Source organism: Cyanobium sp. CH-040, from assembly GCF_024346135.1.
Lineage (GTDB): Bacteria > Cyanobacteriota > Cyanobacteriia > PCC-6307 > Cyanobiaceae > NIES-981.
Window position 1 is genome coordinate 84,052 of sequence record NZ_JAGQCJ010000009.1, and the last position, 12,693, is coordinate 96,744.

15 protein-coding genes are annotated in these 12,693 nt (G+C 70.3%); 9 read left to right on the forward strand and 6 right to left on the reverse strand.

What is annotated here, in order from left to right; all coding sequences use genetic code 11:
• Window positions 1-7: 7 nt before the first annotated feature.
• The 3 genes from pgeF to KBY90_RS09760 are packed head-to-tail and all read right to left on the reverse strand — an operon-like array spanning window position 8 to window position 2,976.
• Window positions 8-811: a peptidoglycan editing factor PgeF gene (pgeF, locus tag KBY90_RS09750; RefSeq protein ID WP_254968400.1), complete on the reverse strand. Its 804-nt coding sequence runs from the start codon at window positions 809-811 to the stop codon at window positions 8-10.
• A gap of 12 nt (window positions 812-823) precedes the next feature.
• Window positions 824-1,729, reverse strand: a complete 906-nt coding sequence (locus KBY90_RS09755; RefSeq protein WP_254968401.1) for a Tab2 family RNA-binding protein — start codon at window positions 1,727-1,729, stop codon at window positions 824-826.
• Complete coding sequence (locus tag KBY90_RS09760) at window positions 1,726-2,976, reverse strand: S1 RNA-binding domain-containing protein (protein ID WP_254968402.1); 1,251 nt, start codon at window positions 2,974-2,976, stop codon at window positions 1,726-1,728. The genes KBY90_RS09755 and KBY90_RS09760 overlap by 4 nt, the downstream gene beginning before the upstream one ends.
• Before the next feature lie 50 nt (window positions 2,977-3,026).
• On the opposite strand from KBY90_RS09760, the gene KBY90_RS09765 reads away from it, so the two are divergent.
• The 6 genes from KBY90_RS09765 to folE all read left to right on the forward strand — a co-directional run bounded on the left by KBY90_RS09765 (window position 3,027) and on the right by folE (window position 8,360).
• Window positions 3,027-3,848 (forward strand): creatininase family protein, encoded by an 822-nt coding sequence (locus KBY90_RS09765; protein WP_254968403.1) that lies wholly within the window; start codon window positions 3,027-3,029, stop codon window positions 3,846-3,848.
• A 44-nt stretch (window positions 3,849-3,892) separates the two neighbouring features.
• Window positions 3,893-4,633: an aldehyde oxygenase (deformylating) gene (locus tag KBY90_RS09770; protein ID WP_396122566.1), complete on the forward strand. Its 741-nt coding sequence runs from the start codon at window positions 3,893-3,895 to the stop codon at window positions 4,631-4,633.
• Window positions 4,634-4,689: 56 nt separating this feature from the next.
• Entirely contained in the window at window positions 4,690-5,751 is a 1,062-nt protein-coding gene (locus tag KBY90_RS09775) for a long-chain acyl-[acyl-carrier-protein] reductase (protein ID WP_254968405.1), read from the forward strand.
• A gap of 99 nt (window positions 5,752-5,850) precedes the next feature.
• Window positions 5,851-6,840 (forward strand): acetyl-CoA carboxylase carboxyltransferase subunit alpha, encoded by a 990-nt coding sequence (locus KBY90_RS09780; protein ID WP_254968406.1) that lies wholly within the window; start codon window positions 5,851-5,853, stop codon window positions 6,838-6,840.
• Window positions 6,841-6,897: 57 nt separating this feature from the next.
• On the forward strand, window positions 6,898-7,608 hold the full coding sequence (locus KBY90_RS09785; RefSeq protein ID WP_254968407.1) for an SDR family oxidoreductase: 711 nt from the start codon (window positions 6,898-6,900) through the stop codon (window positions 7,606-7,608).
• Between the two features lie 8 nt (window positions 7,609-7,616).
• On the forward strand, window positions 7,617-8,360 hold the full coding sequence (gene folE / locus KBY90_RS09790; RefSeq protein WP_254968408.1) for a GTP cyclohydrolase I: 744 nt from the start codon (window positions 7,617-7,619) through the stop codon (window positions 8,358-8,360).
• 41 nt (window positions 8,361-8,401) lie between these two features.
• Here the strand turns inward: folE and KBY90_RS09795 are convergent, their stop codons facing one another.
• Window positions 8,402-9,019 carry a phosphoribosylanthranilate isomerase gene (locus KBY90_RS09795; protein ID WP_254968409.1) on the reverse strand — a complete coding sequence of 206 codons (618 nt, stop codon included), beginning with the start codon at window positions 9,017-9,019 and terminating at the stop codon, window positions 8,402-8,404.
• 153 nt (window positions 9,020-9,172) lie between these two features.
• On the opposite strand from KBY90_RS09795, the gene KBY90_RS09800 reads away from it, so the two are divergent.
• On the forward strand, window positions 9,173-10,474 hold the full coding sequence (locus tag KBY90_RS09800) for a site-2 protease family protein (protein WP_254968410.1): 1,302 nt from the start codon (window positions 9,173-9,175) through the stop codon (window positions 10,472-10,474).
• Here the strand turns inward: KBY90_RS09800 and KBY90_RS09805 are convergent.
• A complete protein-coding gene (locus KBY90_RS09805; protein ID WP_254968411.1) occupies window positions 10,381-11,232 on the reverse strand; it encodes a lipoate--protein ligase family protein in 852 nt (283 codons plus the stop codon). The genes KBY90_RS09800 and KBY90_RS09805 overlap by 94 nt on opposite strands.
• Window positions 11,192-11,656 carry a CRR6 family NdhI maturation factor gene (locus tag KBY90_RS09810; protein ID WP_254968412.1) on the reverse strand — a complete coding sequence of 155 codons (465 nt, stop codon included), beginning with the start codon at window positions 11,654-11,656 and terminating at the stop codon, window positions 11,192-11,194. Before KBY90_RS09810 ends, KBY90_RS09805 begins: the two co-directional genes overlap by 41 nt.
• Window positions 11,657-11,904: 248 nt before the next feature.
• Here KBY90_RS09810 and psaM point away from each other — a divergent pair, with 248 nt between their 5' ends.
• A complete protein-coding gene (gene psaM, locus KBY90_RS09815; protein WP_254968413.1) occupies window positions 11,905-12,009 on the forward strand; it encodes a photosystem I reaction center subunit XII in 105 nt (34 codons plus the stop codon).
• Between the two features lie 133 nt (window positions 12,010-12,142).
• Entirely contained in the window at window positions 12,143-12,664 is a 522-nt protein-coding gene (locus KBY90_RS09820) for a hypothetical protein (RefSeq protein ID WP_254968414.1), read from the forward strand.
• Window positions 12,665-12,693: the final 29 nt, after the last annotated feature.

A 12,693-nucleotide genomic window follows, 5' to 3' on the forward strand; every position in this document is an offset into this window, starting at 1 on the left:
CGGTGGCTCAGGCCTGGGAGACGATGCCGCTCCATTGCACCGCCTTCACCTGATCGCGGCGCCAGGAGTGGAACAGGTCCGGCTCGGACACGGTGCACAGGGGGCAGACGCTGATCCGCTCGTCCGCGACCCCAAGCCGGTGCAGCTGCAGGCGGGCGACGGCGCGGATGTCCAGTCGCTCGCGGCCGGGCTCGGGGTCCTCCAGCAGGGCGCCGGCCTCACGCAGGAGGGTGAGGCCGGCCGCGACGGAACCGGCGTCCAGGCCGGCGGCCACCTGCTCGCTCACCGCCCGCTCCACCTGGTAGCGGGCACCGCTGACGGCCGGGCCCAGGGCCACCAGCAGGTCAGCGGGCCGGCTGCCGGCCGCCGCCAGCATCTCCACCGCGGCGGCGAGGATGCGGCCGGCCACGCCGCGCCAGCCCGCATGGCATGCGGCCACGGCGCCCCGCACCGGGTCGGCCAGCAGCACCGGTGTGCAGTCGGCGCCGCACACCCAGAGGCTCTGCCCGCCGGCATCGCTGCAGAGCCCATCGGACTCGGGCCAGGGAGCCTCACGGGCAGCGGAAGCCGTCAGCACCACAGCACTGTGCACCTGGCGGGGCCGGTGGACAGTCACGCCGGCACTGAGATAGCCGGCCAGCACCTCGGGCTCACGGCCCTGCCACTGGCGGGTGAAGAACCCGTGCTCGAACTCGCGCAGCAGCTCGGCCTGCAGGTAGTAGCCGCCGTAGCAGCCCACCCAGGTCCAGCCGGAGAGGTCGTTGAAGCCCACGTCAGGGCGATCGAAGGGAGGATCGACGGCCTCGGCCATGGGCGGGATGGATCAGGCGTCGGGCAGGTCGCGCAGCAGCCAGAACCCCGCGAAGCGCTGCTCGCTCTCGTGACCCTGCACCGCCAGGAACTGCAGCCCACCCGCCTGCTCCCGGGCACGGCGGAAGGCGGCGGCGGCGGCGGCGGCCTCCTCGGGGTCCAGGGAACCCAGCAGCCAGCGGTCCTCCAGGCCGGCCTCCAGCACCAGCCTGGCGGCATCGATCTCCAGGCGCACAGGCTCCAGCCCCGCCAGCCAGCCGGCGATCGCCAGGGCACGGCCGCCCCCGAACAGCCGGATGCCCGGAACCTGGGCCTGGGGATCGGCGCTCTCCGGCAGGGGGATGAGGGAGGCGAAGGCGGCGTCCCACTCGCTGGCACCGGCCAGCACCTCCAGCGGCAGGCTGGCCCAGCTCCAGCTCTCGCCGCGGGCCACCTCGGGCAGGGGCACGGGCACGGGGCGGATCGGAGCCGGGGGCGGGGCCAGGGGCCCGGCCAGATAGCCGGGTTCTGAGGGATACACCTCCCGTTCCCGCTGCTGCAGCCAGCTCACCAGGGCATAGGTGCGGCGGCTGGGCACCAGCTCCAGGCCCAGACCATCGGCCGCGCGCTGCACCATGGTGCGCATCGAGACCCGCCAGCAGCGCAGCCGCCTGGGCGCCCCCAGGCCGGCGTCGGCGGCATCCGCCAGCGCCTGCTCGAGGGCCTCCCGCAGCCAGATCGAATTGACGCTGGCCGCCGGACAGGCCCGCTGCCAGCGGAATTCCGGACCGCTGCAACGCCCGTCAATGCCCACCGCGGGGGTGGAGCAGATCAGCAGCTCCCAGCGCTTCTTGCCGTCGGGATCGAGGATCGGACGGGAATAGAAATCGAGCTCCCAGTCGGGGCTGAGGGCCTGGTCGATCGCGGAGGTGGCGATCATCCGGCCTGCTGCTCCTGCTGGCGCAGCACGGAGCGGGCGCGGTTGGCCCGGTCGCCGGCCTCCGCCATCACCGTCTCGCGATCCACGAGCAGCTCACCGGGCTGGCCCTCCAGCAGGGCGGTGTTGAGGGCGATGCGGCCCCGGCCAGGGTCCAGGTCGGTGACCAGGGCCCGGACGCGGTCACCCTCCCGGAACACCTCGCGCAGGTCGCGCAGCTGGCCGGCGGTGATGCAGCTCTGGTGCAGCAGACCGCTGATGCCGCCCAGATCGATGAACAGGCCGTAGGGCTTCACGGCCGCCACCAGCCCCTCCACCAGCTGACCTACCTCCAGTTCGGAGAAGCGGGCGGCGGTGACCGCCTTGCGCTCCGACAGCACCAGCTTGCGGGTGTCGGGGTTCACCTCCAGGAAGGTCACGCCGATGGTGCGGCCCACCAGCGCTTCATGCTGCTCGCCCTCCACCAGCTGGGAGCGGGGCACGAAGCCGCGCAGCCCCTCCAGATCGCAGGTCACGCCACCGCGGTTGAAGCCGTTGACCTTCACCTGCACCACCTTGCCCTCCTTCTCCAGCTGCCGCACCTTCTCCCAGCTCTGGCGCAGGGCCAGGGCCCGGGCACTCACGGTCACCATGCCGTCGGCGTTCTGCTCACCGGTGACCAGCACCTCCACCTCGGCTCCCCGGGGGAAACGCTCCTTGAGGTTGGTGATCACCCCGAGGCCGCACTCCTTCTTGGGCATGAACCCCGGCGCCTTGCCGCCGATGTCCACGTACACCCCATCACTCTCCAGACCGATCACGGTGCCGCGCACCACCTCACCGGTGCCGCCGACGAAGTCCTGTTCATCCAGGGCGGCCAGAAAGGCCTGCTCGTCGAAGTCGAACTCGTCGACGCTGCGGGGCTCGCCGGCCGCCTTTGCGCCCGGCGCCGCGCCGCCGCGGCGGGGGGAGGAGCCGCGGTCGGACTCCGGCCCCAGCAGGTCGGCCATGGTGAGGCCCTCCTCGGCGAAGCGCGTGTCCTCGTCGGGGACGGGGGACAGCGGGGCCTGAACCGGGGCGGCCGGGGGCTGGACAGGGGCCTGCAGGGCCTGCGGGGGATTGCCGGCGCCGGCGTCGGGCTGGGGGTCGTCCTTGCGGATCATCAGCACCTGGGGCGGCCGGCGCACCGGAGCCGTCGCCTGGGGACGGGGGGAGCCTTGGGGCACGGGGCGGGCGGAGGACGGGGGCGGTTGCTTGCCGGATCCGGCCATCGGCACCTCGGGCTGGGAGCCTCACACTGTAGGGATCGGATCCTGTCGCCATGCCGCCCCAGCGCCGACTCGACCAGCTCGCCTGGCCTCAGGTGCGGCAGGCAGCCCGACGCCGCGGCAGCACCGTGGTGTGGCCGTGGGGCTCGATCGAGCAGCACGGCCCCCATCTGCCCCTGGCCACGGACGCCCTGTTCGCCGAACGGATCCTCGACGCGGCGCTGGCGGATCTGGACGCGGCGCTGCCGGTGTGGCGCCTGCCCCTGCAGGCGATCGGCTTCTCCCCCGAGCACCAGGGATTTGCCGGCACCCTCAGCCTGCCGCCGGAGCTGCTGATCCAGACGGTGTGCAGCGTGGGAGCGCAACTGGCGGCCTGTGGCTTCGAGCGGCTGGTGCTGTTCAACGCCCATGGCGGGCAGATCGCCCTGCTGCAGACCGCGGCGCGTGAGCTGCGCGTGCGCCATCCCGGCCTCGGCGTGCTGCCCTGCTTCCTCTGGAGCGGCATCGAGGGCATCGCCGAGCGGCTGCCGGAAGCGGAACGCGAGGGCGGCCTGCACGCCGGCCTGGCCGAGACAAGCCTGATGCTCCATCTGGAGCCGGCATTGGTGGGCGTGGAACGGCCCCGGGACGGTGCACTCACGCCACCGCCGCCGCCGGGATGGAGCCTGGAGGGAGCGGCGCCCAGCGCCTGGCTGATGGGCGACCTCAGCGCCAGCGGGGTGGTGGGCGATGCCCGCGGCGCCGACCCGGAGCTCGGCGCCACGTTCTGCGCTGCGCTGGTGCAGGGCTGGCGGCGGCGGTTCGAGAGCCTGCTGGGGAGCGACTGGCCGCCTGGACGTGTTCAGGCGGGCGCACCGGCGGCTGAAGACGGATGACGCTGGTTACAGTCACTCCATTCGACCCAGACGTTGCGTTCACCATGGTGATGCTCTCCTCCACCAACCCAGCCACGCCCGTCGCCGACCCGGCAGCCGCTGACGCGGTCGCGGGCCTGCCGGACTTCAGCAGCGAGAGCTACAAGGACGCCTACAGCCGGATCAACGCGATCGTGATCGAAGGCGAGCAGGAAGCCCACGACAACTACATCGCCATCGGCACCCTCATCCCCGAACAGGCCGAGGAGCTCGCCCGGCTGGCACGGATGGAGCTCAAGCACAAGAAAGGCTTCACCGCCTGTGCCAACAATCTGGGCGTCACGGCCGACATGCCCTTTGCGAAGGAGTTCTTCGCCCCCCTGCACACCAACTTCCAGACTGCGCTGGCGGCCGGCAAGGTGACCACCTGCCTGCTGATCCAGGCCATCCTGATCGAGGCCTTCGCGATCTCCGCCTATCACATCTATATCCCTGTCGCCGATCCCTTCGCCCGCAAGATCACCGAAGGGGTCGTCAAGGATGAATACACCCACCTGAACTACGGCCAGGAGTGGCTGAAGGCCAACCTCGAGAACGTGCGCGAGGAACTGATGGAGGCCAACCGCCAGAACCTCCCCCTGGTACGGCGCATGCTGGATCAGGTGGCTGCCGATGCCGCCGTGCTGCACATGGAGCAGGAGGATCTGATGGCCGACTTCCTCAGTTCCTATCAGGAGTCGTTGATGGAGATCGGTCTCAGCAGCCGCGAGATCGCCCGCATGGCCGCCGCCGCGCTCGCCGCCTGAGGGTCTTCGCCTGACGTGGGAGGATGTAGCGTCCGCCACATCCTTCAACCTGCCGCATGTTCGGGCTGATCGGTCACTCCACCAGTTTCGAGGAAGCCCGCACCAAGGCCAGATCCCTCGGCTACGACGCTTTCGCTGACGGTGACCTTGACATGTGGTGCGCCGCTCCGCCCCAGCTTGTGGAGCATGTGGAGGTGACCAGCCGCACGGGCCGCACGATCAAGGGGGCCTACATCGATTCGGTGTTTGTGCCGGAAATGCTGCGCCGCTTCAAGACGGCCAAGCGCAAGGTGATCAAGGCGATGGAGCTCGCCCAGCGCTCCGGCATCGACATCACGGCCCTGGGCGGCTTCACCTCGATCATCTTCGAGGACATGAACCTGCTGCGGGAGCAGCGGGTGAGTGCCGTGGAGCTTGACTGGAGCCGCTTCACCACGGGCAACACCCATACCGCCTGGGTGATCTGCCAGCAGGTGGAAACCAACGCACCGCGCCTCGGCATCGACCTGGCCAGCGCGCGGGTGGCCGTGGTGGGAGCCACGGGGGACATCGGCAGCGCCGTCTGCCGCTGGCTGCAGCGCCGTGGCGTGGCTGAACTGCTGCTGGTGGCCCGGCGGCCCCAGCCGCTCGTCGAGCTCCAGGAGAGCCTCGGCGAGGGCAGGATCCTCAGCCTGCAGGAGGCCCTGCCCGAAGCCGACGTGGTGGTGTGGGTGGCGAGCCTTCCCCAGAGTCTGGAGATCGATGCGGCTCAGCTCCGCAATCCATGCCTGATGATCGACGGTGGCTACCCCAAGAACCTGGACAGCAAGGCTGCCGGTCCCGGGGTGCACGTGCTCAAGGGGGGGATCGTGGAGTTCTGGCAGGACATCGGCTGGCAGATGATGGAAGTGGCCGAAATGGCCGTGCCCCAACGCCAGATGTTCGCCTGCTTCGCCGAGGCGATCCTGCTCGACTTCGAGGAACTGCACACCAATTTCAGCTGGGGACGCAACAACATCACCCTCGAGGCCATGGACCGGATCGGTGAGGCCTCGCTCCGCCACGGCTTCAAGGCCCTGGAGCTGGAGCCGGCCGCAGCGGCCACGGCATCCTCGAATGCTGTGCTGGCCAGTGCCTGAGTCGCCCCGCCCGCCTGATCGGCTCTGACAGGACCTCCGGCCTGCGTCCGGCCCCCAGCCTCCCCTCCAGCCCGCCATCCCCCCGCACCCCTCCACGCCATGGCCCGTCGCGCCCTGCTGGATTTCGAGAAACCCCTGGTCGAACTGGAGGAGCAGATCGAACAGATCCGTCAGCTGGCGCGGGATTCCGAGGTGGACGTGAGCCAGCAGCTGCTGCAGCTGGAGACCCTGGCCACGCGGCGGCGCAAGGAGATCTTCGAAGCCCTCACGCCGGCCCAGAAGATCCAGGTGGCGCGCCACCCCCAGCGACCCAGCACCCTGGATTACATCCAGGTGATCTGCGATGAGTTCATCGAGCTGCACGGCGACCGCCGCGGCTACGACGACCAGGCGCTGGTGGGCGGCATCGGCCGCATCGGCGACCGGGGGGTGATGCTGCTGGGGCAGCAGAAGGGCCGCGACACCAAGGAAAACGTGGCCCGCAACTTCGGCATGGCATCGCCGGGGGGATACCGCAAGGCGATGCGCCTGATGGAGCATGCCGACCGCTTCGGCCTGCCGATCTTCAGCTTCATCGACACCCCCGGTGCCTATGCCGGTGTGCTGGCCGAGGAACAGGGACAGGGAGAGGCGATCGCCGTCAACCTGCGCGAGATGTTCCGCCTGCGCGTGCCGGTGGTGGCCACGGTGATCGGCGAGGGCGGCTCCGGTGGAGCCCTGGGCATCGGCGTGGCCGACCGTCTGCTGATGTTCGAGCACAGCGTCTACACGGTCGCCAGCCCCGAGGCCTGCGCCTCCATCCTCTGGCGGGATGCCGCCAAGGCCTCGGAGGCGGCAGACGCCCTGCGGATCACCGGTGCCGATCTGCTGCAGCTCGGGATCGTCGATCAGGTGCTGCCCGAGCCGTCGGGCGGCAACCACTGGGCTCCCCTGGAGGCCGCCGAGACGCTCAAGGCGGCGCTGCTGCAGGCTCTGCAGGATCTGGAGGCCCAGAGCCGCGAGCAGCTCCTCGAGCACCGCTACCAGAAGTACCGTCGCATCGGACGGTTTCTGGAGGAGGCCCCCACAGACCCGGTGCACACCCCTTAAGGTTTTGCTCGCTCCCGGCATTTCCTCGCCTGGGGCCTCCATTCCGCCCCTGCACCGTTGCCCTCCGCACTGATCACTGGAGCCTCCCGTGGCATCGGTGCCGCCACCGCACGCCGCTTCGCGTCGGCCGGCTACGCGCTGATGCTGGTGGCACGCCCGTCCGCCGCCCTCGATGGACTCACCCAGGAGCTCAGTGATGCCGGCTGCAGCGTGCACGGCGCCGGAATCGACCTGAGCGATCCCGAGGCCATCCCCCCCGCCCTGGAACGTCTCTGCGAGCGGGCCGGCACCCCGGATGTGGTGATCAACAATGCCGGAGCCGCCTACACGGGCAGCCTGGCGGAGATGCCCCTCAGCCAGTGGCTCACCCTGATGCAGCTCAATCTCACAGCGGCGTTCCAGGTGTGCCAGGCGGTGATCCACCGCCTGCGGGCCCGGGGGGGAGGCCACATCATCAACGTCAGCAGCCACGCCGCCCACAACGCCTTCCCCGACTGGGGTGCCTACTGCGTCAGCAAGGCGGCGCTCAGCTCCTTCAGCCGCTGTCTGGCCGCCGAGGAGCGCAGCCACGGGATCCGGGTGAGCACCCTCACCCTCGGTGCGGTGAATACACCACTCTGGGATAGCGAAACGGTCGCCAGTTCCTTTGATCGGCGTGCCATGCTTGATCCCGGGCGCGCTGCCGACGCACTGCTGTTCCTGGCCCAACAACCCGCCACTCAGGTGGTGGAAGATCTCACCCTCATGCCCGCCGCCGGCGTGCTCTGAGCCACTCCATGACGTCCACTCTCCCCTCCAGTTTCAGCTCCGCTGCAGCAACGCCTGACGCAGCACCGCGTCCCGTCAGCCTGCGCATCCGCGAGCGCCTGGAAGCCGCCGGTGTCCCCTACCTCGCCAACGACAACATCTCTGCCCACCTCCTCGAGGGAGAGCTGGAGCAACTCGAGATCGAGGTGGCCGGCAAGGTTCGCGATCTGCTGCGCAGCCTCGTGATCGACATCGAGAACGATCACAACACCGAGGAAACCGCAGAGCGCGTTGCGCGGATGTACCTCCACGAGGTGTTCAAGGGTCGTTACCACCAGCAGCCCAAGATCGCCAGCTTCCCGAACGTGAAGAAGCTGGACGAGATCTACACCGTGGGGCCGATTTCCGTCCGCTCCGCCTGCTCCCACCACCTGGTGCCCATCCTCGGCAATTGCTGGATCGGCATCAAGCCCGGCGAGCGCGTGATCGGTCTGTCGAAATTCTCACGCGTGGCCGACTGGGTGTTCTCCAGGCCTCACATCCAGGAGGAAGCGGTGATGATCCTGGCCGATGAGATCGAGCGGCTGTGCCAGCCCCAGGGTCTGGCGATCCTGGTGAAAGCGCAGCACTACTGTATGAAGTGGCGCGGTGTGAAGGAACCGCAGACCAGCATGGTGAATTCGGTGGTCCGCGGCGATTTCCGTCACGACCCCAGCCTCAAGGCCGAGTTCTTCGAGCTGGTGAAGCAGCAGGAAGCCCTGCTCGCCACCTGAGGCGCGATCTGCGGGTCACGTCTGCTCGGGCCGCAGCTGCCTCAAGCGCTGCGCCCCACCGCCTTGAGCAACGCCTCCACCTTGGCCAGATCCTTCTCCCCCGGTGCCGCCTCCACACCGCTGGAGGCGTCCAGGCCGGTGGGAGAGAGACGGGCGAGCAGCTCGGCCACCCGCTCAGCCCGGATGCCGCCGGCGAGCCACCAGGGCAGGGGTGCAGCCCAGCCCTCCAGCCAGTCGAGCGGGATGGCGTGGCCGGTTCCGCCCAGCTGGTCAGGCACCCAGGCGTCGAGCAGCAGGGCATCGACGGCATCGGCGTAGGCGGCCAGGCTCTGCAGATCGTGCGGCCTGCGCAGACGCAGTGCCTTCCACACCAGGCAACCGCTGCGCTCCCGCAGCTGCCGGCAACGCTGCGGGCTTTCGCTTCCGTGCAGCTGAACCACCCGGTGGCCCCGCTGCGCGTCGAGTTCCGGCAGCTGGTCATCGCCGGGATCGGCCACCACCAGCACCCCCTGGCAACCGGCCGCCCCGGACCGGGCGGCCGCAAACACGGCCTGCCGGGCTTCAGGGGGCACAAACCGCGGCGAGGAGGGCACGGCGATCACGCCGATGGCGTCCGCGCCCAGGGCCGCAACCGCCGCGGCCTGATCCGGGTGGCGCAATCCGCAGATCTTCAGCAGTGGTGGCGGGCTCAGCGGTGATCGTGGCGCTTCGGCGACCTTTCTAGGATCTGAAGCGTGTCGGGCCATGGCCGGGCACCATCCGCCACGGATGCAGATCAACAGGCTGCGGATGCAGCATCAGGGAGAGACGGCGTGGGTGAAGGCTGGCAGCTGCTGAAGATTCGCGGCATCCCCCTGCGCATCCACCCCAGCTGGTTCGTGATCCTGCTGGTGGCCACCCTGGCCTTCCAGCAGCACTACAGGCTCAGCGTCAGCCCGGACCTGCTGCCCGCCGGAGCGGCTGAGCCGGTGCTCTGGGGGCTCGGCCTCACCACGGCGGTGCTGCTGTTCGTGTCCGTCCTGCTGCACGAACTGGGGCATTCGCTGGTGGCCCTCAGCCAGGGGGTGAAGGTGCGCAGCATCACCCTGTTCCTGCTCGGGGGTGTGGCCAGTGTGGAGCGGGAATCGAGCACCGCCATCGGTGCCCTGCTGGTGGCGGCTGCCGGGCCGGCGGTGAGCCTGGCGCTCGGCATCGGCCTGCTGGCGAGCACCCATGCGGCCGACCATCTCTCGCCGCTGCTGGGGGCGATGGTCAAGGAGCTGGGGGTGCTGAACCTGGTGCTCGCCCTGTTCAACCTTCTGCCCGGTCTCCCCCTCGATGGCGGGCTGATCGTCAAGGCCCTCGTCTGGCAGTTCAGCGGCAGCCAGCGGCGCGGCGTGGAGGTGGCCAACGCCTGCGGCAGGCTGCTGGCCTACCTGGCGATCGGCATGGGCACCCTGGTGCTGCTGCGCGGCGGTGGCATGGGGGCGGCCTGGCTGATCCTGCTGGGCTGGTTCGGCCTCGGTGCGGTGCGCAACCAGCAGCAGCTGCTCAGCCTGCAGAGCGCCCTCACCAGCCTGCGTGTGAGGGACGCGGCCGGGCGTCGCTTCCGGGTGCTGGAGGCCAGCGACAGCCTGCGGCACCTGAGCTATGCCCGCCTCAAGGAACCCAGTCCGGTGGGCCCCGCGGACTGGCTGCTGGTGTGCGACCGGGGCCGCTGGCGGGGCGTGATCGACGACGCAGCCCTGCAGGAACTTCCCGTCCAGCGCTGGGACAGCGACCGGGTGGGGGACCACCTGAGGCCGCTCGACAGCCTCACCGCCATCGCCGACGACGCGCCCCTCTGGCAGGCCGTGCAGCGTCTGGAGGACAGCAACAGAGAACGGCTGCTGGTGCTCAGCCCGGCCGGGCTCCCCAGCGGCACGATCGACCGCCCGGACCTCGGTGAAGCCGTGCTCAGCAAACTGGGGCTGAAGCTGCCGCCGCCCCTTCTGGAGACGGCCCGGCGCCACAACACCTACCCGCTGGGTCTGGCGCTGCCTCAGGTGGTGCGCTCGATGCTCGCCGCGGGCGAAGTGAGCGAGCCCGAAACGGCCACGCCCGCAGCTGCGGGCGTGGGCACCAGGCGGAACTGATCCAGCCCGCTGGCGACCGCCGCCAGCTCCTGTGCCCCCAGATGCTCCAGCCTCAGCGGCGGCAGCGGCAGCCATCGCCGGGCGGCGGTGAGCAGCACCTCCTCCAGCCGCTCGCCGGCCACGGGCAAGGAAGGCAGATCCGGCGGATCCGATCCGAACACATCACGCCAGAGACCGCCATCGGCTGCCAGCTGGATCGAGCCGTGCTGCAGCAGGCAGCCCCCGCGCCAGAGCTGGGCACTGCCGATGCGCTTCAACCCCGCCCCCTGCACCAGGTCGGCCGCCGTGTGGGTGGCGAAGCAGCTGGGGGCCGCCAGGGTGGCGCGCTGATTGCCGAAGCGCAGGGGCTGACCCAGGTCCAGGAACGCCTCCTGCAGCCAGCGGCTGGCCCGGCGGTAGGCCTCGAACCGATTGGACGGTGGGTCGGGCCAGACCAGGGCGTAGGTGAGATCGCCTCCGTGCAGCACGGCGCCGCCGCCGCTGGGCCGGCGCACCAGTTCGAGCGTTCCTTGCGCGGCCAACCGCAGCCAGGCGGCCGGGAACCGTCTCTGATGGCGGCCCAGCGACAGGCACGGCCGCTGCCAGCGGTAGAGCCTGAGCGCCGGTCGGTCCTGATCCAGCAGCCAGTCATCGAGAGCCATCTGCCAGGCGCCGCCCAGCTGGAGGGTCGGCAGCAGCCGGGTGCAGGGTCCAGGAGGGCCGGCCGGGGAAGGCGCCTCAGCCACCGCTGGCGTCGACTTGGTCCCAGAAGCTGGCATCGAGCTCCAGACCGAGCATCGCCGCCATCTGAGCGAGGCCCTGGCGGCAGTTCACCCCGTGCCCATGGGCCCAGTGATCGAGCTGGTAGAGCCGGTGGGTGAGCCAGAGCTCCAGGGCCTCGGGCGCGAAGCGGATGCCTTCGCTGCGGCTGAACCCATGGGGCACAAGCATCGCCACATGGCGGGTGAGCTGGCCGCTGGCGCGGTCGATCAGCAGCGGCAGCCAGGGGTAGTGGGCATCGGCACGCAGAGTCCACAGGCGCACTTCCGGGATCTCGGAGAGTTCGCGGGGATCCTCGGCGGAGCGCGGCCAGTCGTACTCGAGCGCGAGACCGCCAGCGGCGCGGATCAGCTCCGCCGGCGGCAGGGCGGCCCAGGGGTCCAGAGGCGCCAGATCGAGATGGCGGATCGCGGCGGCGGGCACCAGGACGGATCCCTGGGACGGGTCCGCGGGGGACCGATCCGCGGGAGATCGGTCCTCGGCTGTGGGGTCTGCGGCTGCGGGATCTGCGGGGGAGGACTCGGGTTCAGCGGACACGGCGGACGCGGGTGGACGCAGGCGGGGCAGGAGCGTCAAGAGCTGTGACAGCGCCCGGCACGGGTGTGGACCGTAGCGGGTGCAGGCCGAAGAATGGTGCCGGTCTTCCTCGCGTTTTCGCCCGCGTTTCTGCCATGGTCACCTCCCTCACCCAGGCCCAGATTCTGATCGCCCTGGTGGTGGCTGCCCACGCCGGCGTGCTGGCGGTGCGTCTGAGCTTCAGCCTCTACAAGGCCTGAGGGAAGCCCGATCCGGCGTCTGCCCCTTGGCAGGGCCCGGCCGGGGAGCTAGAAGCGTGAGCGATCTCCGCCCTTGTTCCCCGTGCGGGCCAGCCAACGGCTACATCCCGGGCCAGGAGGCCTGAGCGGACCGGTGTCTCCCTTCCGCAGCACCACGGCCGCCGCTGCGGCCTCAGCCGTTGCAGGCTCGTTAGCTGAGGCCAGCCCCGCAGGGGAGACGCGGGCGGCAACCCGGCGGCCGGCACTGATCGAGGCCGGAGCCGTCGCCAGCCTTTCTCAGGAGCGCCGCGACCTGGTCTGCGGCGTCATCGGCCTCACCGTGAAGCTCGGCCTGGTGCTGATGGCCGGTGTCAGCCTGGTCAGGCTGGCCGGCGCCTACCAGGAGCGCATGGACCGGCAGGGGGAACTGGCCGCCGTGCTCCAGCTGGAGGAGGCCAAGGTGGCCAAGGCCCGCGAGCGCTTCGACAGCCTGTTCGCGGTGGAGGGCGAGCAGCGACTGATCCGTGAGCAGAACCAGTGGATCGCCCCCAATCGGCTGCGGGTGGTGTGGAACAGGCCCTCGGCCGTAACCGCCGGCTCGGCCACGGACACCGGCCAGCCGGCCCGCACCAGTGCCGCGGTGGAGAGGCCAGCCACCAGCGCGACAGCGCCCTGAGCCCGCCTCGAACCAGCCGATCTATCTAT

Excerpts from the sequence above, each read along its gene's own strand:
- pgeF (WP_254968400.1), bottom strand. The coding sequence starts at position 811 with ATGGCCGAGGCCGTCGATCCTCCCTTCGATCGCCCTGACGTGGGCTTC.
- KBY90_RS09755 (WP_254968401.1), bottom strand. The coding sequence starts at position 1,729 with ATGATCGCCACCTCCGCGATCGACCAGGCCCTCAGCCCCGACTGGGAG.
- KBY90_RS09760 (WP_254968402.1), bottom strand. The coding sequence starts at position 2,976 with ATGGCCGGATCCGGCAAGCAACCGCCCCCGTCCTCCGCCCGCCCCGTG.
- KBY90_RS09765 (WP_254968403.1), top strand. The coding sequence starts at position 3,027 with ATGCCGCCCCAGCGCCGACTCGACCAGCTCGCCTGGCCTCAGGTGCGG.
- KBY90_RS09770 (WP_396122566.1), top strand. The coding sequence starts at position 3,893 with ATGGTGATGCTCTCCTCCACCAACCCAGCCACGCCCGTCGCCGACCCG.
- KBY90_RS09775 (WP_254968405.1), top strand. The coding sequence starts at position 4,690 with ATGTTCGGGCTGATCGGTCACTCCACCAGTTTCGAGGAAGCCCGCACC.
- KBY90_RS09780 (WP_254968406.1), top strand. The coding sequence starts at position 5,851 with ATGGCCCGTCGCGCCCTGCTGGATTTCGAGAAACCCCTGGTCGAACTG.
- folE (WP_254968408.1), top strand. The coding sequence starts at position 7,617 with ATGACGTCCACTCTCCCCTCCAGTTTCAGCTCCGCTGCAGCAACGCCT.
- KBY90_RS09805 (WP_254968411.1), bottom strand. The coding sequence starts at position 11,232 with ATGCCAGCTTCTGGGACCAAGTCGACGCCAGCGGTGGCTGAGGCGCCT.
- psaM (WP_254968413.1), top strand. The coding sequence starts at position 11,905 with ATGGTCACCTCCCTCACCCAGGCCCAGATTCTGATCGCCCTGGTGGTG.